Origin of the sequence: Janthinobacterium sp. LS2A (genome assembly GCF_036543145.1) — a bacterium.
Taxonomy (GTDB): domain Bacteria; phylum Pseudomonadota; class Gammaproteobacteria; order Burkholderiales; family Burkholderiaceae_D; genus Janthinobacterium; species Janthinobacterium aestuarii.
The window spans coordinates 58,016-81,648 of the sequence record NZ_JAZHPB010000010.1 but is presented as its reverse complement, the minus strand read 5'-3'; the positions used below and the strand labels follow the sequence as shown (position 1 = coordinate 81,648).

The following is a 23,633-nucleotide window of genomic DNA, read 5'->3' as shown; positions in this document are numbered from 1 at the left end:
GTTATTCAATGGGTAAATCAATGGACAACATACACAAAAGATTGCTTGTGCGACTCACGCAATGGCATCAACCACCGCCCTAATTCAGCAATCGCAACACGTCATTAAAGACGGCAAGCACCATCAAGGTCAGCAACAAACCGATCCCCAGGCGCTGGGCAATCTCGCCTACGCGCTCCGGCAAGGGGCGTCCGGTCAAAACTTCCAGCGAATAATACAGCAAATGCCCGCCATCCAGAACAGGAATGGGTAGCAAATTCATCACGCCCAGACTGATACTGATGAAGGCGATGAAGCTCAGGTAGCTTACCAGGCCGATGCGCGCCGTCTGGCCCGCGTAATCGGCGATGGTAATGGGCCCCGTCACATTCTTCAGCGACACCTGGCCGGTGATCATCTTGCCCAGCATTTTCAGGCTCATGACACTGGTATCCCAGACCTTGGCGGACGCCTTGCCCACGGCAGAAAACGGTCCCGATGCCACGGTGATCATATCCGGCACCTGTCCCAGCTTTGCTTGTATCTTACCAACTGTTACAGCTCCCTCCGCCCCGGCGCCCGGCATGGCGTCCGGCGTAATGGGCAGGGTGAGGTCCTGCCCCTGGCGCAAGAGCTGCAATTGCAAGGTCTTGCCCGGCGCCTGGCTCAGGGTGGCAATGACGGCCGCCACGTCGTGCACGGGCTGGTCGTCGATGGCGAGAATCTGGTCGTTTTTCTGCAGGCCGGCACGCGCGGCGGCGCCATCGGGCATGATTTCCATCAGCGTGGGCGCGGAACGGGCCAGGGTCAGACCCAGCTTGCCCAGCACGTCGCCTTCCAGGTCCGTCTCCGTCAGGCTGGCCGTCGGCAACGTCGCTTCCTGCTGGCCACGGTCGGGACGGCGCACTTCGATGCGCGCCGGCTGCTTGTCGAGGGTGGCCTGGATCAGTTCCCAGCGCAGCTCGGACCAGCTGGCCACGGCCTTGCCGTTGACGGCTTCGACCGTATCGCCGCTGCGCAGGCCGGCCGCATAGGCGGCAGTCTGTTCGGCCACGGGGCCGAGTTTACTCGACGGTTCTTCGATGCCATGCATGAACAGACCCGCGTACAGCACGATGGCGACGAGGAAATTGGCCAGCGGGCCGGCGGCCACGATGGCGATGCGGCGCCAGACGCTCTGGCGCGTGAACTCGCGGCGCAATTCGCTTTCCGGCAAATCGCTGAGGTCTTGCGCGCGGCTGTCGAGCATGCTCACATAGCCGCCCAGCGGCAATGCGGAAATCGCCCATTCCGTCTGGTCCTTGCCAAACTTGCGCGAATACACCACTTTTCCCATGCCGATCGAGAAACGCAGCACCTTCACGCCGCACCAGCGCGCCACCAGGTAGTGGCCCAGCTCGTGCAGGGTAATCAGTGAACCGAGCGCGACGATAAAAGCCAGCAAGGTGGTGATGAGCGTCATGCAGCCAGCCTTTGGGCAATGTACGCTTGCGCGGCCGCTCTGGCCAGGCGGTCCTGCTCCATCACGGCTTCGATGCTGGAAGCGGCGCCGTGCGGCACCGTCTCGATCACGTGCGCGATGACCCGGTCGATCTGGCGGAAGCCGATCCGTTCGTCAAGAAACGCTTGCACGGCCACTTCATTGGCCGCGTTGAGCAGGGCCGGCGCCGTGCCGCCCGCGCGCAGGGCGTCAAACGCCAGTGCCAGGCAAGGGAAACGGCGGAAATCGGGACGTTCGAACTGCAGAGTGGCCACTTGGGCCAGGTCCAGCTGCGCCACGCCGGAAGCGATGCGCTGCGGATACGCCAGCGCATGGGCGATCGGCGTGCGCATGTCCGGATTGCCCAGCTGGGCCAGCACGGAACCGTCGATATAGGACACCATCGAATGGATCACGCTTTGCGGGTGGATCAGCACTTCGATCTGGTCGGCCGGCGCGCCGAACAGCCAGTGCGCCTCGATTACTTCCAGGCCCTTGTTCATCATGGTGGCCGAATCGACGGAAATCTTGCGCCCCATGGCCCAGGTCGGATGCTTGCACGCCTGGTCCGGCGTGACCGTGTCGAGCGTCTCGACGGCGCGCGTGAGGAAGGGACCGCCGGATGCCGTCAGCACGATTTTCGCCACGCCCGCAGCGCCTGGTGCGCGGCCATGCGCATGCGGCATGCATTGGAAGATGGCGTTGTGTTCGCTGTCGATCGGCAGCAGCACCGCGCCGTTGTCATGCACGGCATCGATGAACAGCTGGCCGGACATGACCAGCGCTTCTTTATTGGCCAGCAATACTTTCTTGCCAGCACGCGCCGCCGCCAGGGTCGGCGCCAGGCCGGCCGCGCCGACGATGGCCGCCATCACGCCCGTCACCTGCGGCGCGCTGGCGATGGCGCACAGGGCTTCCACGCCATACTCGACTTCCGTAGACACGCCCTGCCCGCGCAGCAAGCGCGTCAGTTCAAGGGCCGCGTCCGCCGTGCCGACGACGGCGCGCTGGGGACGAAATTGCAGGCACTGGGCGGCCAGTTCGGCCACGCGGCTGTGCGCGCTCAGCGCATATACGCTGTATTGCTCGGGATGACGCGCGAGCACGTCCAGGGTGGACACGCCGATCGAACCGGTCGCGCCAAGGATGGTGATGTATTGCATGAGTTTCCTTAAAGCCAGCTGGCCACGAGGGCGGCAAATGGCAGGACCGGGATCAACGCGTCGATACGGTCAAGTACGCCGCCATGGCCAGGCAGCAGGTTGCTGCTGTCCTTGATGCCGGCGCGGCGCTTCAATTGGGATTCGAACAGGTCGCCGACGATGCTGGCGGCGACGATCAGCAACAGCACCAGCAAGGCCACGAGCCAGCCGCGGCGCAATTGCAGCTGCACGGCGAAGGTATCTTGCAAGACCGGCAGCGATGGCGCGGCGATAATCGTGATGGCAGAGATGATCAGCACGGCAATACCGCCGCCGATGGCGCCTTCCCAGGATTTACCTGGGGAAATACTTGGCGCCAGCTTGCGCTTGCCGAACGCCTTGCCCGAGAAATAGGCGCCGATATCGGCGATCCACACGAGGGCCATGACGGACAGCAGGTACAACGGGCTATGCAGGAACAGGGCGATGATGGCAACGAAGCAGCCGACGATGGTCACCGGGTACACGAGGCTGAGCAAGGTATTGCCCAGGCCTTCGGTCGGCGGCAAGCCTGTCGCCAGCGAAGGCACGAAGCGGATCAGCCAGATGGCCACGCACAGGGCGAACCAGAAATTGAGCTGCGCCATGCCGTTACCGACAAAGAACGTATACGCGAAGGCGGCAGTCCAGACGGCGGCGATCAGCAGCGCCTGGCGATTTTTGAAGATACGGAAGCTTTCCCAGACGGCGGCGCCGAAGAACGCCGTGGCGATCACGGCGAAGGCGGGGAAATAATTCAGATACAGAACGGGCAGCAAGACCGCCAGGAGGACCAGGGCGGTGATTATCCGTGTTTTCAGCATCAGTTTGTCTTTTCAGTTAATTGCGCGCTGGTACGGCCAAAGCGCCGTTCGCGCTGCTGGTAAGACGCGATTGCCGCGTCGAGGCACTCGTCATTGAAGTCGGGCCAGAAAGTCTCGGTGAAAAACAACTCAGTGTACGCCAGTTGCCACAGGAGGAAATTGGAAATGCGCTGTTCGCCGCCCGTGCGGATGAACAGGTCGGGCTCGGGCGCGTAGGCCATGGCCAGGTGCGGCGCCAGTTGCTCTTCCGTGTAAGCGTGCCCGGCAGGCTGGCCATTGGCGCCAGCCTCGGCCGTCATTTTATTGACTGCCTGCATGATGTCCCAGCGGCCGCCATAGTTGGCGCAGATGGACACCGTCAGGCGCGTGTTGTTCGCCGTCTTGCGCTCCGCATTGGCGATCAGGGTTTGCAGCTCTCCATTGAAGCGCGACAGATCGCCCACCACCTTCAGGCGGATGTCGCTGGCATGCATCTTGACCACTTCGCGTTCCAGCATGGTGACGAACAGGCGCATCAGCATCGACACCTCTTCTTCCGGACGGCGCCAGTTTTCCGAGCTGAAGGCAAACAGGGTCAGGTATTCGACGCCGCGTTCGAGGCAGGTCTCGACGACACGGCGCACGGTATCGGCGCCCTTGACGTGGCCAGCCACGCGCGGCAGGAAGCGCTTGGTTGCCCAGCGGCCATTGCCATCCATAATGATTGCCACATGGCGCGGCACCGTGCCCACCTCAGGTACTGCCGTTGTCGAACTCGAATAGATCATGAAAACACGAATACCAAAAATAAAAGATAACTATTATGCTCCAAATAGCACTGCCCGGAAAAGCCATGCTTTCCCGGGCAGAGTCAAAAGGACTGAAAACTAGACCGTCAGCACTTCTTTTTCTTTGTCGACAACCATCTTGTCGATGTCGGCAATAAACTTGTCCGTCAGCTTCTGCACTTCTTCCGACGAGCGGCGCTCATCGTCCTCGGAGCAGGCTTTTTCCTTGACCAGTTTCTTCAGCGACTCGTTCGCATCGCGGCGAATGTTACGCACGGCAATCTTCGCGTCTTCCGCTTCGCTCTTGACCAGCTTGACCATTTCCTTGCGGCGCTCTTCCGTCAGCGGCGGCGTCGGAACGCGGATCAGGTCGCCCTGTGCCGATGGATTCAGGCCCAGGTCGGCGTCGCGGATGGCTTTTTCGATGGTCGAGGCCATTTTCTTTTCATACGGCTGCACACCGATGGTGCGCGCGTCGATCAGGGTCACGTTGGCAACCTGGGTCAGCGCCGTCGGCGAACCGTAGTAGTCGACCATCACGTGGTCCAGGATACCCGTATGGGCGCGGCCGGTACGCACTTTGGCCAGGTCGGCACGCAGTGTTTCCAGCGATTTCGTCATGCGTTCCTGGGCATTCTTTTTAACGTCAGCTAAGGACATTACTGTACTCCTGTAGTGACGCCTGTCAAAACCTGCTGCGCGTCGGTATTTGCGGCCTGCGATGCTCACCGTACCTTCGTACGGTTGCGCTTCTCTGCCACAACTCCCTTCCGCTCGCGACTGTTTTGTCAGGCGTTGTTAGTGATAAATTAATCTTGCAATTACATCCATATAACGAGCGGCTGGCGCCCGTCAAGAGTGCCGAAAACCGTTCAGGGCAAGGCGCAGCGCCGAAGGCAGTACGAATAGTACGGCGAGGCGCTGCAACGCAGCCATGGACGGTTTCTCGGTGCTCCTTATTTCTATACGTGAACCAGCGTGCCTTCATCTTCACCCATGATGACGCGCATCAGCGCGCCTGGCTTGGTGATCGAAAACACCTTGATTGGCAGTTTCTGGTCGCGGCACAGGGCAAAAGCGGTGGCGTCCATCACTTGCAGGTGCTTGGCGATGGCGTCGTCGAACGTAATCGTGTGGAACAGGGTGGCGTTCGGATCCTTCTTCGGATCGGCCGTGTAGACGCCGTCGACCTTGGTGGCCTTCAGGACGATCTCGGCGCTGATCTCGGAACCGCGCAGGGCGGCTGCCGTGTCGGTGGTGAAGAACGGATTGCCGGTACCGGCGGCGAAGACGACCACTTTACCTTCTTCCAGGTATTGCAGGGCTTTCGGGCGGACGTACGGCTCGACTACTTGTTCGATGCCGATGGCCGACATGACGCGCGCGGTAATGCCGACGTGGCGCATGGCATCGGCCAGGGCCAGTGCATTCATCACGGTGGCGAGCATGCCCATGTAGTCGGCGGTGGCACGGTCCATGCCTTGCGCGCCAGGCGCGACGCCGCGGAAGATATTGCCGCCGCCAATCACGATTGCCAGTTCCACACCCAACTTCGCCACCTCGGCCACATCGGCCACCATGCGCTCGATCGTGGCGCGGTTGATGCCGTAGGGATCATCGCCCATCAGGGCTTCGCCGGACAACTTGAGGAGGACGCGCTTGTAGGCTGGTTTTGACATGAGCTGGGGCTCCATAAATGAGGTTATTCGAGTATGACATGGCGCAGCGCCTTGCAGCGCCGGATAGGCGGGAGGAAGCTGCCCATGCCGCCGCCCGGCACGACAGGTGCGGGCGGGCCAAAAAAACGGGCCTCTCGGCCCGCTTTACTTACGCTCCCTGGGAGGCAGCCATCTGTGCTGCGACTTCTGCTGCGAAGTCGTCTTGCTTCTTCTCGATGCCCTCGCCCACTACGTACATGGCGAAACCTTTGACGCTGGTGTTAGCCGCCTTCAGCATTTGCTCAACCGACAGCTTGTCGTTTTTCACGAAAGCTTGGTTCAGCAGGGAAACTTCTTTCAGGAACTTCTGTACGGAACCTTCCAGGCGCTTGGCCAGGATTTCCGGCGATTGCGCTGGCTTGCCTTCGGCGGCCGCTTTGGCTGCGTCTTCTTCGGCTTTCAGTTGTGCAACCGAACGCTCTTTTTCGATCAGTTCCGCTGGAACTTCGTTCGACGACAGCGACACTGGCTTCATGGCAGCGATGTGCATGGCCACGTCTTTGCCCACTTGCTCATCGGCGCCGTCGAATTCGACGATCACGCCAATGCGCGAACCGTGCAGGTACGAAGCCAGCTTGGCGCTGGTTTCGAAACGCTGGAAGCGGCGGATGGTCATGTTTTCGCCGATTTTGCCGATCAGGGCAGCGCGCACGTCTTCCAGGGTCTTGCCATCGAGTGGCAGGGCCAGCAGGGCAGCTACGTCAGCCGGGTTGTGTTCCGCTACCAGACGGGCAGCGTTGTTGGCCAGTGCCAGGAAATCGTCGTTTTTCGCAACGAAGTCGGTTTCCGAGTTCACTTCGACCAGGGCGCCTACGCCGTTGGCGATGTAGGTTGCCACGACGCCTTCAGCGGTGATGCGTGCCGATGCCTTCGATGCCTTGCCGCCCAGTTTGACGCGCAGGATCTCTTCCGCACGAGCCATGTCGCCTTCGGCTTCGGTCAGTGCTTTTTTGCATTCCATCATTGGTGCGTCGGTTTTGCCGCGCAATTCGCCTACCATCGCTGCTGTAATCGCTGCCATGTGTTTCTCCTGATTCGGTGAGTCGATAGTCGCGGCCGGGCATGCATGCCTCGCCAGCGGTCACTATCGTTTTTTTGTTAAAAAAAAGGGGGAGCTGCTGCCACCCCTTTTCCCTTACTGCTGTGCTTACAAACGGCTATCTTGCGATAGCCTGGCCATTAAGCCTGTTCGTTAACTTCGACGAATTCGTCGCCAGCGGCTGCTTTAACCATTTCAACAACTTCGTTACCGGCAGCTGCACGGCCTTCGATGATTGCATCAGCAACACCGCGAGCGTACAACATGATGGCTTTCGAGGAGTCATCGTTACCTGGGATCACGAAGTTCACGCCTTCTGGGGAGTGGTTGGTATCGACAACGCCGATGACCGGGATACCCAGTTTAGCTGCTTCGGTGATCGCACCTTTGTGGTAGCCGACGTCGACGACGAAGATTGCGTCAGGAATGCCGCCCATGTCCTTGATGCCGCCGATCGATTTTTGCAGCTTGATCATTTCGCGGGAGAACATCAGCGCTTCTTTTTTCGACAGCTTCTCGATCGAACCGTCTTCGATCATCACTTCCATGTCTTTCAGACGCTTGATCGAGGTTTTGATCGTTTTGAAGTTGGTCAGCATGCCGCCCAACCAACGTTGATCAACGAAAGGCACGCCAGCGCGTTGCGCTTCAGCAGCGATGATTTCGCGAGCTTGACGCTTGGTGCCAACCATCAGGATGGTGCCACGGTTTGCAGCCAGTTGACGCACGTGCTTCATTGCGTCCTGGTACATCGCCATGGTTTTTTCCAGGTTGATGATGTGGATCTTGTTGCGATGGCCGAAGATGAACGGTGCCATTTTTGGATTCCAAAAACGGGTTTGGTGACCAAAGTGGACACCGGCTTCCAGCATTTCGCGCATTGTTACGGACATTATTAACTCCAGGGTTGGGTCTGGAATCCGATCAGTCACCATACAGGCACCCTTGTCGACCGGATTCGCGTGTTTATATAAATTAAAGACACTGTTTTACTGCATTGCTTAAAAGAGAATTCAAGCAACCCGGGATTCTACACTGAAATGCCTGCCGCATCAAGTCCGCACCGCAAATCGCGCGCCCGGCGGAAACACCCAGCGCACCACCATGGTGCAAGGCGTGGCCGCGCCGCCTTTTCATCCGCTTTCTCCCCACAAATCCCCTTCCGGCCCTAGGAAGGAGGCGGCGGATTGAGGGCGCCTCGTTTATAATTTCGACATATTTGCAGACTTTTCCCATACAGCAGGGATCGTCTGTGCTTTTCACCTGAATTCTTGCAGATTGCGAATTACACCATGTCCACCATCCGTATCAATACCGCCGCCGACATCGAAGGCATGCGCGTTGCCGGCAAGCTCGGCGCCGAAGTGCTCGACTACATCACCCCGTTCGTCAAGGTCGGCGTCACGACAGGCGAACTGGACCGCCTGTGCCATGAATACATGGTCAACGTGCAAGGCACCATCCCTGCCCCGCTGAACTACTGCCCGCCCGGCTACACGCCGTACCCGAAAGCCATCTGCACCTCCGTCAACGACGTCATCTGCCATGGCATTCCCGGCGACAAGGTCCTGAAAAGCGGCGACTCCGTCAACCTCGACATCACCGTCATCAAGGATGGCTACCACGGCGACAACAGCCGCATGTTCCTCGTCGGCACGCCGACCATCCTGGCCAAGCGCCTGTCGGAAATCACCTATGAATGCATGTGGCTGGGCATCGACCAGATCAAGCCGGGCGCCCATCTCGGCGATATCGGCCACGCCATCCAGCAGCATGCCGAGAAAGCCGGCTACAGCGTGGTGCGCGAATTCTGCGGCCACGGCATCGGCAAGGTCTTCCATGAAGAACCGCAGGTATTGCATTACGGCAAACCAGGCACCCTCGAGCGCCTGGAAGCGGGCATGATTTTCACCGTCGAACCGATGATCAACTCGGGCCGCCGCGAAATCCGCGAAATGAACGATGGCTGGACCATCAAAACCAAGGACCGCAGCCTGTCGGCGCAATGGGAACACACGGTGCTGGTGACGGAAACGGGCTATGAAGTGCTGACCGTCTCGCCCGGCATGCCGCCACCGCCCGCCTTGATCCTGAACAAAGCCTGATCTTCCATCCCACGCACCGCCACCCAGGGCCCAGATGAAAAAGCAAGTTCGGGAACAGCTGAAACAGCAACTGAAAGCCGACCGCCAGGTCGTCATTGCGGCCTTCCAGGCCGACGGCAAGCCTGAAAAACTGCTGCGCAGCCTGCGCCACAGCGTCGACGGCGTGCTGGCGCGTGCCTGGCAGGAAGCGGGCTTGCCGCCCGGCACGGCACTGGTGGGCGTGGGCGGCTATGGCCGCGGCGAACTGTTTCCGTATTCCGACGTCGACCTGCTGATCCTGCTGCAACAGGCGCCGGACGCCGCCACGCAGGAAAAGCTTGAGGAACTGGTGCAACTGCTGTGGGACCTGGGCCTGGAAATCGGCCACAGCATCCGCACGGTCGATGAATGCATGGTCGAATCGAAGGCCGACATCACCGTCCAAACGAGCTTGCTCGAAGCGCGCCTCGTGTGCGGCAACGCGGACCTGTTCGCGCAATTGCAGCAGCGCTATGACGCGGCCATGGACCCGCAGGCCTTCTTCCAGGCAAAAACAGCGGAAATGCGCCAGCGCCATGCCAAATATGAAGACACGGCTTTCAGCCTGGAACCGAATTGCAAGGAAAGCCCGGGCGGCCTGCGCGACCTGCAGGTCATCCTGTGGGTGGCCAAGGCGGCCGGCCTGGCGAACTCGTGGCGCACCCTGGCCACGAGCGGCCTGATCACCCTGACGGAAGCGCGCCAGCTGATGGAAAAGGAGCGCGCCTTCAAGGATATCCGCGTGCGCCTCCACCTGCACGCGGGACGGCGCGAAGACCGCCTCGTGTTCGACGTGCAGACGGCGATCGCCGAATCGCTGGGCTTGCAGGCGACGGGCAGCGGGCCGCACATGCGCCGCGCCAGCGAATTCTTGATGCAGCGCTACTACTGGGCCGCCAAGACGGTGACCCAGCTCAACACGATTTTGCTGCAAAACATCGAGGCACGGCTGTTCCCGCAAGACGACGTGGCCGTGCCCATCAACGAGCGCTTCAACGAGGTCAACAGCCTGATCGACATCAGCGCCGACGACACGTTCGAACAATATCCGTCTGCCATGCTGGAAATTTTTGTCCTGATGACGGAGCGCCCGGCCCTGAAGGGCATGACCTCGCGCGCCACGCGAGCCCTGTGGCATGCACGCTTCAAGATCGACGCCGCCTTCCGCCAGGACCCCGTCAACCGCGCCCTCTTCCTGCGCATCATGCAGGCGCCTGTCGGCATCATCCATGCGCTGCGGCGCATGAACGAGATGAGCATCCTGGGGCGCTACCTGCCGAATTTCCGCCGCATCGTGGGCCAGATGCAGCACGACCTGTTCCACGTGTACACGGTCGACCAGCACATCTTGATGGTGGTGCGTAACATGCGCCGCTTCACCATGAGCGAACACGCACACGAATACCCGTTCTGCAGCCAGCTGATGGCCGACTTCTCGCAGTCGTGGCTGCTGTACGTGGCGGCCCTGTTCCACGACATCGCCAAGGGCCGCGGCGGCGACCACTCGAAGCTGGGCGTGGCCGACGCCACCCAGTTCTGCCAGGACCACGGCCTGTCGCAAGAAGACACGGAACTCGTGGCATTCCTTGTAGAAAATCACCTGACCATGTCGCAAGTGGCGCAAAAGCAGGACTTGTCCGATCCCGACGTCATCGCCGCCTTTGCGAAAGTGGTCAAGGACGAGCGTCATCTGACGGGCTTGTACCTGCTGACGGTGGCCGACATCCGCGGCACCAGCCCGAAAGTGTGGAATGCCTGGAAGGGCAAGCTGCTGGAAGACCTGTACAAGATCACCCTGCGCGTGCTCGGCGGCGAGCCGCACACGGCCGACCGCGAGCTGAAAAACCGCCAGCAGGAAGCGCTGGCCACCCTGCGCCTGTACGGCTTGCCGCCCGATGCGCACCTGAAACTGTGGCAGCAGCTGGACGTGGCGTATTTCCTGCGCCACGACGCGTCCGACATCGCCTGGCAGACGCGCTCGCTTTATGACAAGCTCGACAGCAAGTTGCCGGTGGTAAAATGCCGGCTGGCGCCCATCGGCGAAGGCTTGCAGGTGGCCGTGTACATTCCCGACCAGCCCGACCTGTTCGCGCGCATCTGCAGCTATTTCGACCGCAAGAATTTCAGCATCCTCGACGCGAAGATCCACACGACGAAAAACGGCTATGCGCTCGATACCTTCCTCGTCACCGAACAGAATTTTGCCAAGAGCTACCGCGACATCATCAGCCTGATCGAGCATGAGCTGGGCGAGCTGCTGCAGTCGCAAACGCCGCTGCCGCCGCCGGGCAAGGGACGGCTGTCGCGCCTGTCACGCACCTTCCCCTTCCAGCCGACCGTGGATTTGCGGCCCGATGAGAAGGGCCAATACTATTTGCTGTCGGTGGCGGCCAACGACCGCACTGGCCTGCTGTATGCGATCGCCAATGTGCTGACCAAGTACCGCATCAACTTGCACACGGCTAAGATCATGACCCTGGGCGAGCGGGTCGAAGACGTCTTCCTCGTCGACGGTCCCGCGCTCAACAATGCCCGCAACCAGATATTGCTGGAAACCGATTTACTCGATGCACTGAAAGTGTAAGCTTTCCGCGCAACGCCTACCCTTACTGAAACTGAAACAACATGACCGAAGAATTATTACGCTTGTCCAAACGCATGTCCGAACTGGGCCTGTGCTCGCGCCGCGAAGCCGATGAATGGATCGCCCGCGGCTGGGTCCGCGTGGATGGCAAGGTGGTGTCCGAGCTGGGCAGCAAGGTCTACCCGAGCCAGAGAGTCACCGTGGAACGCCAGGCGGCGGCCGAGCAATCGAAGCGGGTCACCGTGCTGATCAACAAACCGGTCGGCTACGTCAGCGGCCAGGCCGAAGACGGCTACACGCCCGCCGTGGCCCTGATCAAGGCGGAAAACCGCTGGGCGGAAGACCGCAGCCCGGAACAGTTCCACCCGACCCAGCTGCGCAGCCTGGTGGCCGCCGGCCGACTGGACATTGATTCCGTCGGCTTGCTGGTCTTGACGCAGGACGGCCGCGTGGCCAAGCAGCTGATCGGCCACGATACCGACATCGACAAGGAATACCTGGTGCGCGTGAGCTACACCAAGGGCGGCACCCTGCCCGACAGCGAACTGAAAAAGCTCAACCACGGCCTGTGGCTCGACGGCAAGCCGCTGCTGCCGGCCAAGGTGCGCTGGCAAAACGAAGACCAGCTGAGCTTTACCCTGCGCGAAGGCAAGAAACGCCAGATCCGCCGCATGTGCGAAGCCGTCGGCCTGAAAGTGCTGGGATTGAAACGCGTGCGCATCGGCAAGGTCAAACTGGGCGACTTGCCGACGGGACAATGGCGTTACCTGAGCGCTGACGAGCAATTCTAAGCGCCCGCCTGGCATGCCAGGCCACATAAGCAACAGGAATATAGTGATATAAAATCAATTATTGTGATTTACTTAGTAAATATTGCCTTAAACCTATACACTATTCCCCATTAGAACAGAAGAGATACGCTGTCGTGAACGATCCCATTCCCAATCCCCTGCGCAAGGGCGCGCCCAGTCTGGCTGACGTGGCCGAGCCGATGGCCCCCGGCACCAAGCCGCACCATATGAGCGATCCATGGGATATCGGTGAAACCCTGTGCAGCCTGGCTGACAACGGCGACGCCATTTCCATCTACCCGGCGGGCGGCGAAGACGTCATCCTGGCGCGCATCCTGTCCGTCGACGATGACTTGCCGCAATTCGTGCTGGAACTCAATGAAGGCGCGACCCTGCCGGAAGGTGGCGCCACGTTTGTATCGTGGGTGCAAAGCGCCAAGCTGCAATTTACCATCAATGGCGAATGGCAAGCGTATCCCGACCGTCCCAACGTCTACCTGACGAACTTCCCCAGTCATTGCCTGGTGCTGGAACGGCGCGAATCGACGCGCCTGGAAACGCCGCTGGGCGTGTACTACCTGGCCGCCTTCGTGCTCGAGGGGCGTCCGTATGAGCTGCAGCTGTACGATTTCTCGGCCGGCGGCATCGGCATGCGCGCCCATCCGCGCGACACGGTCGGCCTGTACGTGGGCCGCAAGCTGTCGCGCGTGCGCCTGGAACTGGGGCCGAACAAGGTCATGATCGCCGACCTGGAAATCCGCCTGTCGCGCACCTTCCGCTCCTTCCTGCTGGGCGAGCAGGTGCAGATCGGCTGCCGCTTCCTGAACCTGACGGAAGCCATGGAGGATGAATTGAAAGCCTTGCTCGATAACCTGGGCAGCAGCCGCAAGGTGCGCTAGGTTTGCTTCGCATATAAAAAATGGCCGCCCAGCTGATTGCTGCGCGGCCATTTTTTTGTTTGATAGTCACAAGTACGAGGTGCCTGAAAAACGCTCAGGGCAAGGCGCATTGCCGAAGACAGTACGAATAGTACGGCGAGGCAATGCAACGCCGCCATGGGCGTTTTCTCAGGTACCGATCAGTCGTCGTCGTTTGGATCGAGGTCCGGAAACATCACTTCCGTATAACCGAACTGCGTGAAGTCGACGATACGCATCGGATACAGAATGCCGTGCAAATGGTCCACTTCATGCTGCACCACGCGCGCATGGAAGCCGTCGCAGTCGCGGCTGATGGGCTGGCCAAACTGGTCCACGCCTTCGTAGTGCAGCTCGCTCCAGCGCGGCACGCTGCCGCGCAGGCCAGGCACGGACAGGCAGCCTTCGAAGCCCTCTTCCTTGCGCTCCGACAAGGGCGTCAGCACAGGGTTGATCAGCACGGTTTCCGGCACTTGCGGCGCGTCCGGATAGCGCAGATTCTGCTTGAAGCCGTAGATCACCAGTTGCAGGTTGACGCCAATCTGCGGCGCCGCCAGGCCCGCGCCATTGGCTGCATGCATGGTGTCGAACATGTCGGCGATCAAGGCATGCAGTTCGGGCGTATCGAATTCACGCACTGGCTCGGCCATCCGCAGCAGGCGCGGATCGCCCATCTTGAGGATTTCACGTACGGTCATTTTGCTTCCAGTGCCGATTGCAATTCTTGCAGGTAGGTGCGGAAGGCCGCACCGGTTTCCGGATGTTTCATGCCCATCGCCGTCGTGGCCTTCAGATAACCCAGCTTGGAGCCGCAATCATAACGCTGCCCCTGGTAGCGGTAAGCGAGCACGCGCTCTTCGCGCATCAGGGCGGCGATGCCGTCCGTCAACTGGATTTCACCGCCGGCGCCCGTGCCGATATTTTCCAGGTGATTAAAGACACGGCTGGTCAGCACATAACGGCCCACCACGGCCAGGGTCGATGGCGCCTCTTCCGGCGAGGGCTTTTCCACGATGGCCGAGACCAGTTCCAGATCCGGCTGATAATTCTTTGCCGACACGATACCGTACTGCTTGGTTTCCGCGCGCGGCACGTCCTGCACCGCCAGCAGCGAGCAATTTTCATACTGGAAGACATCGGTCATCTGCGCCAGCACGGGGCGCACGCCCTCTTCCACGTCCATGAAGTCGTCGGCCAGCAAGACGGCAAACGGCTCGTCGCCGATCACGGGACGGGCGCACAGCACGGCATGCCCCAGGCCCAGCGGCGCCGACTGGCGGATGTAAATGCAGTTGATATGCTTGGGAATGACGTTTTGCACCATCTCGAGCAACTGGCGCTTGCCGGCCGCTTCCAGTTCCGACTCGAGCTCATAGGCCGTATCGAAATGGTCTTCGATGGCGCGCTTGTTGCGGCCCGTGATGAAGATCATTTCCGTGATGCCCGCCGCCACGGCTTCTTCCACCGCGTACTGGATCAATGGCTTATCAACGATGGGCAACATTTCCTTCGGTTGCGCCTTGGTCGCAGGCAAGAAACGGCTGCCCAGGCCGGCGACGGGAAAGACTGCTTTTCTGATTTTTTTCATGGGTCTTCTGTAATATTTAAATGATTAGTCTTGCGCGAGCAAGGCCAGCAAACCAGCCTCGTCGAGTATGGCCACGCCCAGTTCCTGGGCCTTGGCCAGCTTGCTGCCAGCATCCGATCCGGCCACGACATAACCGGTTTTCTTCGACACGGAACCGCTGACCTTGCCGCCGGCAGCCTCGATCAGCTCCGCAGCTTCGTCGCGGCTCATGTTGGGCAACGTGCCCGTCAAGACGAAGGTTTTGCCGTCCAGCTTGCCGCCAGCGGCTGGCATTTCAGGCAATTGTGACATTAATTCATTTCGCAGGGCGTCCAGTTGACCAAGCAGCTTGACATTGCTCTCATCGGCCAGCCACTGCGCCAGCGCTTCGGCCACGGCAGCCGGCAAGCCCGCGTGGAAGCTGGCGCCTTGCGCCGCAAGGCTGGCCAGGGTGACGCCCCGCTCCACCAGTTGCTTGCTGCGCGGCTCCGTCAATTTCGGGATGCCGATGGCCGCCAGCAATTTGGTTTCCTCGAGCTGCATGCGCAGCTTGGCGCTGGGCGCGTGTTCGCCCTGCGGCGTGACGCCAGCGTCCAGCAATGCCTGCAGCGCCTGCTGGTTCTTTTCTTCGGCAAAGAAATCGGCAATCGATTCCGCCACCGTGCCGCCGATATCGGGCAGCACGCGCAGCAAGGCCGCTGGCGCTTGGCGCACATACGCCAGGCTGCCCAGCCACTCGGCCAGGGTCTTCGCCGTCGATTCGCCCACGTGACGGATGCCCAGCGCGAACAGGAAACGTTCGAGCGGCGGGCGCTTGCTCGCCTCGATGCCAGCAAGCAGGTTTTCCGCCCATTTCGTGGGGATCTTGCCTTGTTGCACTGTTTCCGGCGTCGAACCGTCACGCTCGTCCGCACGCAGCTTCATTTCCAGCAATTTATCAAGCGTCAGGCTGTACAGGTCAGCCAAGCCATGCACGTATTCGAGTTCGACCAGGGTATCGATATAACGTTCCCCCAGGCCTTCGATATCCATCATGCGGCGGCCCGCGAAATGACGGAACGCTTCCTTGCGCTGCGCCGAGCAGAACAGGCCGCCCGAGCAGCGGGCGATGGCCTCGCCCTCTTCGCGCACCACGTGCGAGCCGCAGACGGGGCATGCTTCGAGCATCTTGAACGGCAGCGGCGCCGGCGCCAAGCGTTTTTCCAGCACCACGCTCAGCACTTCAGGAATGACGTCGCCGGCGCGGCGCACGACGACGGTATCGCCCACGCGCACATCCTTGCGCAGCACTTCATCTTCATTGTGCAAGGTGGCGTTGGTCACCGTCACGCCGCCCACGGAGACGGGCGCCAGGCGCGCCACGGGCGTCATGGCACCCGTGCGGCCCACCTGGATATCGATGCCCAGCACCTGTGTCAACGCCTCTTCGGCGGGAAACTTGTGCGCCAGCGCAAAACGCGGTGCGCGCGAGACAAAACCCAGCTCCAGCTGGTCTTCCGTCGCATTCACCTTGTAGACGACGCCGTCGATTTCATACGGCAAGGCGGGACGGCGCGCGCCGATATCGGCGTAGTAGGCCAGCAAGCCCTGCGCGCCCTGCACCACCTTGCGCTCTTTTGACACGGGAATGCCCAGGGTCTCGTACCAGTCCAGCAAGGCCGAATGCGAGGCCGGCATGGCGGCGCCATTGAGGGCGCCGATACCGTAGGCATAGAAACGCAGCTTGCGCTGCGCCGTGATGCGCGAATCGAGCTGGCGCAGGCTGCCGGCGGCCGCATTGCGCGGATTGGCAAATTCCTTCTGCCCTGCCTCGCGCTGGCGTTCGTTCAGGCGGGCAAAATCGCCCTTGAACATCATGACTTCGCCGCGCACGTCGAGCAAGGCGGGAATCTTGTCGCCATGCAGGCGCAGCGGGATGCCGGAAATCGTGCGGATATTGGCCGTCACGTCCTCGCCCGTGGCGCCGTCGCCGCGCGTGGCCGCCTGCACGAACAGGCCGTTTTCATAGCGCAGGTTGATGGCCAGGCCGTCGAATTTCACTTCGGCCGCATACGCGACGTCCTGCGCATCGAGGCCCAGGCCTTCGCGCACGCGGCGGTCAAAATTGACGATATCGTCATCGGAAAAACCATTGCTCAGCGACAACATCGGCACCGTGTGCGTGACTTGCTCGAATTGCGGCAACGGTGCCGCCCCCACGCGCAAGGTGGGCGAGTCGGGTGTGCGCAAGTCGGGATGGGTCGCTTCCAGCACCTGCAGTTCGACAAACAGCTTGTCGTACTCGGCGTCGGGGATCGTGGGATTGTCGAGCACGTGGTAGGCGTGCAGATGCCGATTGAGTTCGGCCGTGAGTGCCAGGACGCGGGCGGCGGCGTCCTGGTTGATCGGATCAGTCATTGTTGCGGGATTCTTCAGCTAAATAAACGCAGGGCGCGGGTGGAACCGGCCGGAATGTCGGCCGCGTCCATTTCCTGGTAAAACTCTTGCACCTGGCCGGCGATCTCGGCCAGCGCCGCATCGGACAGGGCCTGGTTGTAATCGTCGACGATGGTGGCGTCGAGGCGGCCTACCAGTGCCTTCGCGCAAGCGACCATGGCGCCGAAACCGTCGCGCGCGGGCGCCACGCAGGGCACGTCCAGCAGCAGGGTCAAACGGGGCGTGGTTTCCTCGGCCAGGGTGACATTCGTCGACAGCGAGAACAGATAACCGCCTTCGCCGTCTGGCATGACGAAGCGGCCGTCCGGACGCACGTCAAAGCCCTGCTTTTCCAGCGCGAACAGCAAGGTGGAGATGGCCCATGGCGCGCCATTCGTGTGCAGGTTCACGCCCAGCTGGGCATCGTGGCCGGCAACGAAGCGGTGCAGATTGCGCGCTTCGGCCATCACTTCCATCATGTCCGGCACTTCCGGCTCGGCGCCGATCTCGTCCGCCACACCACGCAGGCGCGTGACCAGTTCCGAGTATTCGAGCTCGTTCAAGGCCGTGCTGCGGCTGGCCAGCTGCACGCCGCCCTGCATCTTGGTGTAGACACCGCCATGCGTGATCGGTTCCCAGTCGCCATTCACGTGCAAGCCGATGAAGTGGACGGGCTTGTTGCCCACCAGGCGCAGGGTTTGCAGCACGGGCAGGATCTTGTCGCCGCGCACGGGCGCTTCCAAAGACAAAGGCAGCAGGCAATCGATGAGCGGGTCGACCAGGCTGGTCGCCTGTTCGCTGGCGGCGCTGACGTCTTGCTGTACCGGCGCGGCAGGGGCGGCGGCAGGCGCTTCGATACCGGCGCCACCCAATGATGGTTCCGCATGCACGGGGGCGTCGGGCACGGGCGCCGCTGGCGGTGCGCCGAACGACGGTTCGGCCTTGGCGGCGGGCGCGGCGTCAAAGCGCGGCTCCTGGCGCAGCACGGGTTCCTGGGCTTCCACTGCGGGCGCATCGCCTTCGCGCATCAGCACGTCGTCATGGTCGGTGGAAAAAGCCCGTTCCACGCTTTTCTTGGCCTTGTATTCCTGCCATTTGTTGTACGAGAAAACGCCGACGATAAAGACGCCGCCGGCGCCGAACAAGGTAATTTGAAGGTCTGTCATGCTGCTTGTGCCTCGGTTGCAAAATTTGCGGCGGACTCCATGTCCACCGCCACGATGCGCGATACGCCCTGCTCCTGCATCGTCACACCGATCAATTGATGGGCCATTTCCATCGCAATCTTGTTATGCGAAATGAAAAGGAATTGGGTCTGGTCGGACATGCGCTTGACCATGCGGCAGAAGCGTTCCGTGTTCGAATCGTCCAGCGGTGCATCGACTTCGTCGAGCAGGCAGAACGGCGCCGGATTCAGGCGGAACATGGAAAACACCAATGCGGTCGCGGTCAGCGCCTTCTCTCCACCGGACAACAGGTGGATGGTGGCATTTTTCTTGCCGGGAGGCTGCGCCATGACTTGTACACCGGAATCGAGAATCTCGTCGCCCGTCATGGTCAGTTTCGCCTGGCCGCCGCCGAACAGGATCGGGAACAGCTCGGAAAAGTGATGGTTGACCTTGTCGAACGTGTCTTGCAGCAAGTCGCGCGTTTCCTTGTCGATCTTGTGGATCGCGTCTTCCAGCGTGTTGATCGCTTCCGTCAGGTCGGCATTCTGGGCGTCGAGGAAATTCTTGCGCTCGGATGCCTGTGCCAGTTCGTCCAGCGCGGCCAGGTTGACGGCGCCCAGGGCCGTGATGGCATTGGTCAGACGCGTGACTTCGCCCTGCAGATACGACGGGCGCATGTCCGGATGCAGCTTTTCCGTCAGGGCCGCTTCATCGGCGCCCGATTCCAGCAATTGCTGGGCGAATTGCTCCTGGTTCAGGCGCGCGGCCTGTTCCTTGAGCTGCATTTCCATGATCTTGTCGCGCTGCGGCTGCAAGCTGCGTTCCGATTGCGTGCGCGCATCTTCGGACAGGCGCAGCTGCTGCGTAATTTGATCGAGTTCGTGGCGCGCGTCGGCCAGCGCCCGCTCCTGCGTGGTGCGGCGCTCGAGCAAATCCTGCAAGCCGTCGGCGGCCGCGCCGCTTTCCAGGTTGGCCAGTTCCAGTTCGCCCGCCTGCAGGCTGGCCGCCACTTGCTGGGCCTGCGTATTGGCCGTGGCGATGTTGCGGCGCAATTCCTCGATCTTCGCGCGGTGGGCTTTTTCCGCGTATTCCGTATCCTTGGCGGCCCGCTCCAGATCGCGCAAGGCTTCGCGCGCCTCGGCCAGCCGCTGTTCCTTTTGCAGGAAGTCAGTGTGGCCGTCTTCGTGGGCTTCCTGCAAGTTGCCCAGTTCCATGTCCAGCTGTTCGAATTTCTCTTCCGATTCCGCCTTGATCTGCTGCTGTTCCGCTTCCTGTGCGGCGATTTCGGCCAGGTCGGCGCCGATCTGCGTGCTGCGCTGGTTGAAGCGCGCTTCCACTTCCGACAGTTTCACCACGTCCAGCTGCAAGGTATGCACGGAGGAAGTGAGCTGCTGTATGCGCAGTCGCAAGTCGGACAGGTTGCGCGTCAAGGTGGCGACGGCCGCGTCGGCCCGCACGGAACGGGCGCGCGCCTCTTCGGCCAGCAATTGCTGGGCGCGCAACTGTTTGCCGATATTCTCGATTTCCTGCTGGCGGCCCAGCATGCCTTCCTGCTCCGAATCGGCCGCATAGAAGCGCACGCTGGTGGCCGTGACCACGTGACCGGCGCGCGTGACGAAATAGCCGCCCGGCGGCAATTTACTACGTTCGGCCAGCGCTTCGGCCGCGTCTTCCACGGCGTAGGCGTTGTACAGCCAATCCTGCAGCAAGCCGCGCAAGCCCGGATCGTTGAGTTTGAGCAAATTCAGGAAAGGCTTGAGGCCCGGCACTTCCGGTTGCGGCAGCGGCGCCACGGTCGACGGCGCGTACAGGGCCAGCTTGGCCGGTGGCGCATCGGCAAAGAAGGCCTTGGCCCAGTCGATGTTCGACAGTTGCAGAGCCGACGTACGCTCGCGCAAGATCGATTCCATGGCCGCTTCCCAGCCCGCTTCGATCTGCAGCTTTTGCCACAGGCGCGGCAAGGTGTCGAGTTCGTGCTTTTTCAGCCATGGCTGAACCTTGCCCTGGGTTTGTACCCGTTCCTGCAATTGTTTCAAGGCGGAAAGACGCGCTTCCAGCTGGGCGTTGGCAGCCGTTTCGGCATTCACCTGCGCCTGCGCCTCCATCCGTTCCTGCTCCAGCTTCGGCTGCTGCTCCAACGCCTCTTCCAGGTAAAAGCCCTGCTCTTCCAGGGTTTGCTGCTTTTCTTCCAGCTGCAGTTTCAGGTTTTCCAGGTGGCTGCTGTCGGGCAAACTGAGGCTGTTCTTTTCCTGCTGCAGGCGCTCGCGGCGCGTCAACAGGCTGGCCAGGATGTTCGAGGCGTTGCGCTGGTGCGCCGATTCCAGTTCCAGCTGCTGCTGTGCCTGCATGATCCGTGCGCGCGATTCCGTGCTCTTGTTTTGTGCGGCGCGCCAGGCGGCGTCGAGTTCGGGCAATTGCTCGCCCTTCTGCTCGGCCATCATTTGCGACTGTTCCACCTTGGCAGCCAGTTCCTCGAGGTGGAATTCCGCCTCTTCGATCTGTTCCTGGTATTCGCTACCCTGCTGCGTCCACTGGTCGCGCTGGGCAGTCAATGTGGCCAGCTGCGCCTGCAGGCGGGCGCGCGATTCGATGACGAACTTGATCTGCGCCTCCAGGCTGCCGATTTCCGCATTCGTCTGGTACAGATGGCCTTGCGCCGTATGCAGCCGGTCGCCCACGGCAAAGTGCGCCTGGCGCATCTGCTCGAGGGTCAGCTCCACGTTGCGCAGCTTGGCCGTCTGTTCTTCCAGGTCCGTCTGCGCCTGTTCCACTTCGCGGAAATAGCGCGTCTGTTCGTTTTGCGCCTCGTTCTTGCGCAGCAGCCACAACAGTTTCTGCTTTTCTTCCTGGTCCGCCTGCAAGGCGTGGAAACGGGTGGCCACGGCCGCCTGCGCTTCCAGCTTTTCCAGGTTGGCATTGAGTTCGCGCAAGATGTCTTCCACGCGCAGCAAATTCTCGCGCGTGTCCTGCAGGCGGTTTTCCGTCTCGCGGCGGCGTTCCTTGTATTTGGAGACACCGGCCGCTTCTTCGAGGAAAACGCGCAATTCTTCGGGGCGCGATTCGATGATGCGCGAAATCATGCCTTGGCCGATGATGGCGTAGGCGCGCGGACCGAGGCCCGTGCCAAGGAAGATATCCTGGATGTCGCGCCGGCGCACGGGCTGGCCATTGATGTAATAGGTGGAGGTGCCGTCGCGCGTCAGGGTGCGCTTGACGGCGATCTCGGCGTACTGGCCCCACTGGCCGGACGCCTTGCCATCGTTATTGTCGAACACCAGTTCCACGGAAGCGCGCCCGGCTGGTTTACGGTGGGTGGAGCCGTTGAAAATGACATCCTGCATCGATTCGCCGCGCAATTCCGACGCTTTCGATTCGCCCAGCACCCAGCGCACGGCGTCGATGATGTTCGACTTGCCGCAGCCATTCGGCCCGACCACGCCCACGAGCTGGCCTGGCACCTGGAAATTGGTGGGATCGACGAAAGACTTAAATCCCGACAACTTGATGGAAGAGAGACGCACGTGTTTTAGAGTTCCTGGCCTATGCTGGCGGTTATATTATGGGTGAACCCGGTTCATATTCAGTTCAGATGCAGCATCGCGACGGCTGTCTGGCCATGCACCGCAAAAAAAGTGGTTCATCATACCATTTCCTGATGCTTTTCTGGCCAAAAAACAGCGGCGCCAGGCGCCGGTTGGCAGCGGATCAGCGGGCAGGACGGCCATCCTGCGCCAGTTTCCAGTCCGCACGCGAAAAAACGCGCTCGTGGCCGGACAGCACCAGGGCCAGTTTTTGCAGCCATTGTTCGGTCGGCATGGGTTCGGCCTTGAAGCTCAGCACCACCATCAACGCCAGGCTGGCCAGGGCCAGCGCATGGCTGACGGCGAAATTGACGGCGCCGCGGGCATTCCACATGAAGCCCAGCGCCACCGCCAGGCCCAGCACGCAGCCGCTGACGGCTTCCGACACGCTGTGCGCATGCACGACCACGCGGGAAATGGCCACCAGCACGGCAAAGGCCACGCCGACGAGCACGCCGGCATGGCGCCAGCGCGGCTCGGCCCGCTGCAACAGCACATACATCAGCACGGGAAACACGGCGCCGGCGCGCATGGCGTGGCCGCTGAAACCCGTAAAATCGAGCGTGCTGCTGCCCACGCCCCAGCTCATGAAGGCCAGCTTCGACAGCACCACGAGGGCCAGGCCGCCGCCGTACCACAAGCTCCAGCTGAGCACCAAACGCCACTGGCGCGACACGAGCAGCCACAGGGCAATCGCCACGCCAGCCGGCCCCATCACGGACATGTCGGCCGCAAAAGAAATCCCATTCCACCAAGTCATCGTGCATGCGCTTATTTCATGATCAGCTTGCACTATGCCACGACTCTGCCCTGTTCCGCGCGGCTTTTGCTGTGCTGCAGCGAAGAATTACATTCGATTACAAAATTTCCTCGTCAAGACCAGCCGCCTGGGCGTCAGATATTCGTCAGGCGCTTGCCCTTGGGCGGCGCAAAGTCGCGGATCGAGTCGATCATGCCCACGTCCAGCGCCTGGTCGGCCGTCAGGTGCAGGTCGGAGTACGCATGCACCTGCCACTGCTCTTGCGTCAGGTTGACGTGGCCGCGCAGGATGCGCTCGGTGCGCATGTCGTCGGCGCGCAAGCCCTCGACGATGATGCTGAGCGCATCGGGACGCGAACCGGGCGAGGCCGTCGCATGCGACTTGTGCACCATGAAGCGGGCCGTGTCGCTGGCGTGGCGCTGCCGACCCGCCAGGAACAGGGTGACGGCGATGGACGCCACGGCGCCCGCGTTGTAGGTAATGATGTCGAGCGGCAACTTGCTGAGGAAGTTGTACAGACAGATGCCATCGCTGACATAGCCGCCGTTGGACTGGATCAAAATGTGCGCGGTGGTGAGCTTGTCTTCCGTGATGTCGGCCACGGCGTTGAAGACGCGCCGCACCATGTCACTGTTGACGTCGCCCGAGAGAGTAAAGTAACCGTGCTGCTCGGTGTTGTTTTGTGTCTCGCTTTGTGTCGTGTTCATGGCAGGCACCCGCAAGAAAGCCAGGATTTCA

19 protein-coding genes are annotated in these 23,633 nt (G+C 61.3%); 4 read left to right on the top strand and 15 right to left on the bottom strand.

What is annotated here, in order from left to right; translation table 11 throughout:
- Positions 1-79: 79 nt before the first annotated feature.
- The 8 genes from rseP to rpsB all read right to left on the bottom strand — a co-directional run bounded on the left by rseP (position 80) and on the right by rpsB (position 7,881).
- Positions 80-1,441 carry an RIP metalloprotease RseP gene (gene rseP, locus V3C40_RS24190; protein ID WP_331778725.1) on the bottom strand — a complete coding sequence of 454 codons (1,362 nt, stop codon included), beginning with the start codon at positions 1,439-1,441 and terminating at the stop codon, positions 80-82.
- Positions 1,438-2,622 carry a 1-deoxy-D-xylulose-5-phosphate reductoisomerase gene (ispC, locus tag V3C40_RS24185; protein WP_331778724.1) on the bottom strand — a complete coding sequence of 395 codons (1,185 nt, stop codon included), beginning with the start codon at positions 2,620-2,622 and terminating at the stop codon, positions 1,438-1,440. Before ispC ends, rseP begins: the two co-directional genes overlap by 4 nt.
- A gap of 8 nt (positions 2,623-2,630) precedes the next feature.
- On the bottom strand, positions 2,631-3,464 hold the full coding sequence (locus V3C40_RS24180) for a phosphatidate cytidylyltransferase (protein WP_331778723.1): 834 nt from the start codon (positions 3,462-3,464) through the stop codon (positions 2,631-2,633).
- A complete protein-coding gene (gene uppS, locus V3C40_RS24175) occupies positions 3,464-4,231 on the bottom strand; it encodes a polyprenyl diphosphate synthase (protein ID WP_034752255.1) in 768 nt (255 codons plus the stop codon). The genes V3C40_RS24180 and uppS overlap by 1 nt, the downstream gene beginning before the upstream one ends.
- Positions 4,232-4,330: 99 nt before the next feature.
- Positions 4,331-4,891, bottom strand: a complete 561-nt coding sequence (gene frr / locus V3C40_RS24170; protein WP_034752256.1) for a ribosome recycling factor — start codon at positions 4,889-4,891, stop codon at positions 4,331-4,333.
- A gap of 302 nt (positions 4,892-5,193) precedes the next feature.
- Positions 5,194-5,910, bottom strand: coding sequence for a UMP kinase (gene pyrH / locus V3C40_RS24165; protein WP_034752258.1), 717 nt, complete (start codon positions 5,908-5,910; stop codon positions 5,194-5,196).
- 148 nt (positions 5,911-6,058) lie between these two features.
- Positions 6,059-6,970 carry a translation elongation factor Ts gene (gene tsf / locus V3C40_RS24160; RefSeq protein ID WP_034752260.1) on the bottom strand — a complete coding sequence of 304 codons (912 nt, stop codon included), beginning with the start codon at positions 6,968-6,970 and terminating at the stop codon, positions 6,059-6,061.
- Positions 6,971-7,128: 158 nt separating this feature from the next.
- The gene (rpsB, locus tag V3C40_RS24155) at positions 7,129-7,881 is read right to left on the bottom strand and encodes a 30S ribosomal protein S2 (protein ID WP_010397614.1); all 753 of its coding nucleotides are present in this window, start codon (positions 7,879-7,881) and stop codon (positions 7,129-7,131) included.
- A gap of 399 nt (positions 7,882-8,280) precedes the next feature.
- On the opposite strand from rpsB, the gene map reads away from it, so the two are divergent.
- From map to V3C40_RS24135, 4 genes are all read left to right on the top strand, one after another.
- On the top strand, positions 8,281-9,093 hold the full coding sequence (map, locus tag V3C40_RS24150; RefSeq protein WP_035826955.1) for a type I methionyl aminopeptidase: 813 nt from the start codon (positions 8,281-8,283) through the stop codon (positions 9,091-9,093).
- Positions 9,094-9,127: 34 nt separating this feature from the next.
- Positions 9,128-11,695 (top strand): [protein-PII] uridylyltransferase, encoded by a 2,568-nt coding sequence (locus tag V3C40_RS24145; RefSeq protein ID WP_034752262.1) that lies wholly within the window; start codon positions 9,128-9,130, stop codon positions 11,693-11,695.
- A 41-nt stretch (positions 11,696-11,736) separates the two neighbouring features.
- Entirely contained in the window at positions 11,737-12,486 is a 750-nt protein-coding gene (locus V3C40_RS24140; protein WP_034752263.1) for a pseudouridine synthase, read from the top strand.
- 134 nt (positions 12,487-12,620) lie between these two features.
- The gene (locus V3C40_RS24135; protein ID WP_331778722.1) at positions 12,621-13,385 is read left to right on the top strand and encodes a flagellar brake protein; all 765 of its coding nucleotides are present in this window, start codon (positions 12,621-12,623) and stop codon (positions 13,383-13,385) included.
- 179 nt (positions 13,386-13,564) lie between these two features.
- On the opposite strand, the gene def is transcribed toward V3C40_RS24135, so the two are convergent.
- The 7 genes from def to V3C40_RS24100 form a co-directional block, all read right to left on the bottom strand.
- On the bottom strand, positions 13,565-14,101 hold the full coding sequence (def, locus tag V3C40_RS24130) for a peptide deformylase (protein ID WP_034752265.1): 537 nt from the start codon (positions 14,099-14,101) through the stop codon (positions 13,565-13,567).
- On the bottom strand, positions 14,098-14,991 hold the full coding sequence (galU, locus tag V3C40_RS24125; protein WP_034752268.1) for a UTP--glucose-1-phosphate uridylyltransferase GalU: 894 nt from the start codon (positions 14,989-14,991) through the stop codon (positions 14,098-14,100). Before galU ends, def begins: the two co-directional genes overlap by 4 nt.
- A 24-nt stretch (positions 14,992-15,015) precedes the next feature.
- Positions 15,016-17,367: an NAD-dependent DNA ligase LigA gene (gene ligA, locus V3C40_RS24120; protein WP_331778721.1), complete on the bottom strand. Its 2,352-nt coding sequence runs from the start codon at positions 17,365-17,367 to the stop codon at positions 15,016-15,018.
- 14 nt (positions 17,368-17,381) lie between these two features.
- Entirely contained in the window at positions 17,382-18,551 is a 1,170-nt protein-coding gene (locus tag V3C40_RS24115; RefSeq protein WP_331778720.1) for a cell division protein ZipA C-terminal FtsZ-binding domain-containing protein, read from the bottom strand.
- Positions 18,548-22,075: a chromosome segregation protein SMC gene (gene smc, locus V3C40_RS24110; protein ID WP_034752272.1), complete on the bottom strand. Its 3,528-nt coding sequence runs from the start codon at positions 22,073-22,075 to the stop codon at positions 18,548-18,550. Before smc ends, V3C40_RS24115 begins: the two co-directional genes overlap by 4 nt.
- Positions 22,076-22,259: 184 nt before the next feature.
- The gene (locus V3C40_RS24105; RefSeq protein ID WP_235194236.1) at positions 22,260-22,895 is read right to left on the bottom strand and encodes a phosphatase PAP2 family protein; all 636 of its coding nucleotides are present in this window, start codon (positions 22,893-22,895) and stop codon (positions 22,260-22,262) included.
- Between the two features lie 134 nt (positions 22,896-23,029).
- Complete coding sequence (locus tag V3C40_RS24100) at positions 23,030-23,602, bottom strand: ATP-dependent Clp protease proteolytic subunit (protein WP_034752378.1); 573 nt, start codon at positions 23,600-23,602, stop codon at positions 23,030-23,032.
- Positions 23,603-23,633 lie beyond the last annotated feature (31 nt).

Coding starts and splice junctions, on each gene's coding strand:
- rseP (WP_331778725.1), bottom strand. CDS start 1,441: ATGACGCTCATCACCACCTTGCTGGCTTTTATCGTCGCGCTCGGTTCA.
- ispC (WP_331778724.1), bottom strand. CDS start 2,622: ATGCAATACATCACCATCCTTGGCGCGACCGGTTCGATCGGCGTGTCC.
- V3C40_RS24180 (WP_331778723.1), bottom strand. CDS start 3,464: ATGCTGAAAACACGGATAATCACCGCCCTGGTCCTCCTGGCGGTCTTG.
- uppS (WP_034752255.1), bottom strand. CDS start 4,231: ATGATCTATTCGAGTTCGACAACGGCAGTACCTGAGGTGGGCACGGTG.
- frr (WP_034752256.1), bottom strand. CDS start 4,891: ATGTCCTTAGCTGACGTTAAAAAGAATGCCCAGGAACGCATGACGAAA.
- pyrH (WP_034752258.1), bottom strand. CDS start 5,910: ATGTCAAAACCAGCCTACAAGCGCGTCCTCCTCAAGTTGTCCGGCGAA.
- tsf (WP_034752260.1), bottom strand. CDS start 6,970: ATGGCAGCGATTACAGCAGCGATGGTAGGCGAATTGCGCGGCAAAACC.
- rpsB (WP_010397614.1), bottom strand. CDS start 7,881: ATGTCCGTAACAATGCGCGAAATGCTGGAAGCCGGTGTCCACTTTGGT.
- map (WP_035826955.1), top strand. CDS start 8,281: ATGTCCACCATCCGTATCAATACCGCCGCCGACATCGAAGGCATGCGC.
- V3C40_RS24145 (WP_034752262.1), top strand. CDS start 9,128: ATGAAAAAGCAAGTTCGGGAACAGCTGAAACAGCAACTGAAAGCCGAC.
- V3C40_RS24140 (WP_034752263.1), top strand. CDS start 11,737: ATGACCGAAGAATTATTACGCTTGTCCAAACGCATGTCCGAACTGGGC.
- def (WP_034752265.1), bottom strand. CDS start 14,101: ATGACCGTACGTGAAATCCTCAAGATGGGCGATCCGCGCCTGCTGCGG.
- galU (WP_034752268.1), bottom strand. CDS start 14,991: ATGAAAAAAATCAGAAAAGCAGTCTTTCCCGTCGCCGGCCTGGGCAGC.
- ligA (WP_331778721.1), bottom strand. CDS start 17,367: ATGACTGATCCGATCAACCAGGACGCCGCCGCCCGCGTCCTGGCACTC.
- V3C40_RS24115 (WP_331778720.1), bottom strand. CDS start 18,551: ATGACAGACCTTCAAATTACCTTGTTCGGCGCCGGCGGCGTCTTTATC.
- V3C40_RS24105 (WP_235194236.1), bottom strand. CDS start 22,895: ATGACTTGGTGGAATGGGATTTCTTTTGCGGCCGACATGTCCGTGATG.
- V3C40_RS24100 (WP_034752378.1), bottom strand. CDS start 23,602: ATGAACACGACACAAAGCGAGACACAAAACAACACCGAGCAGCACGGT.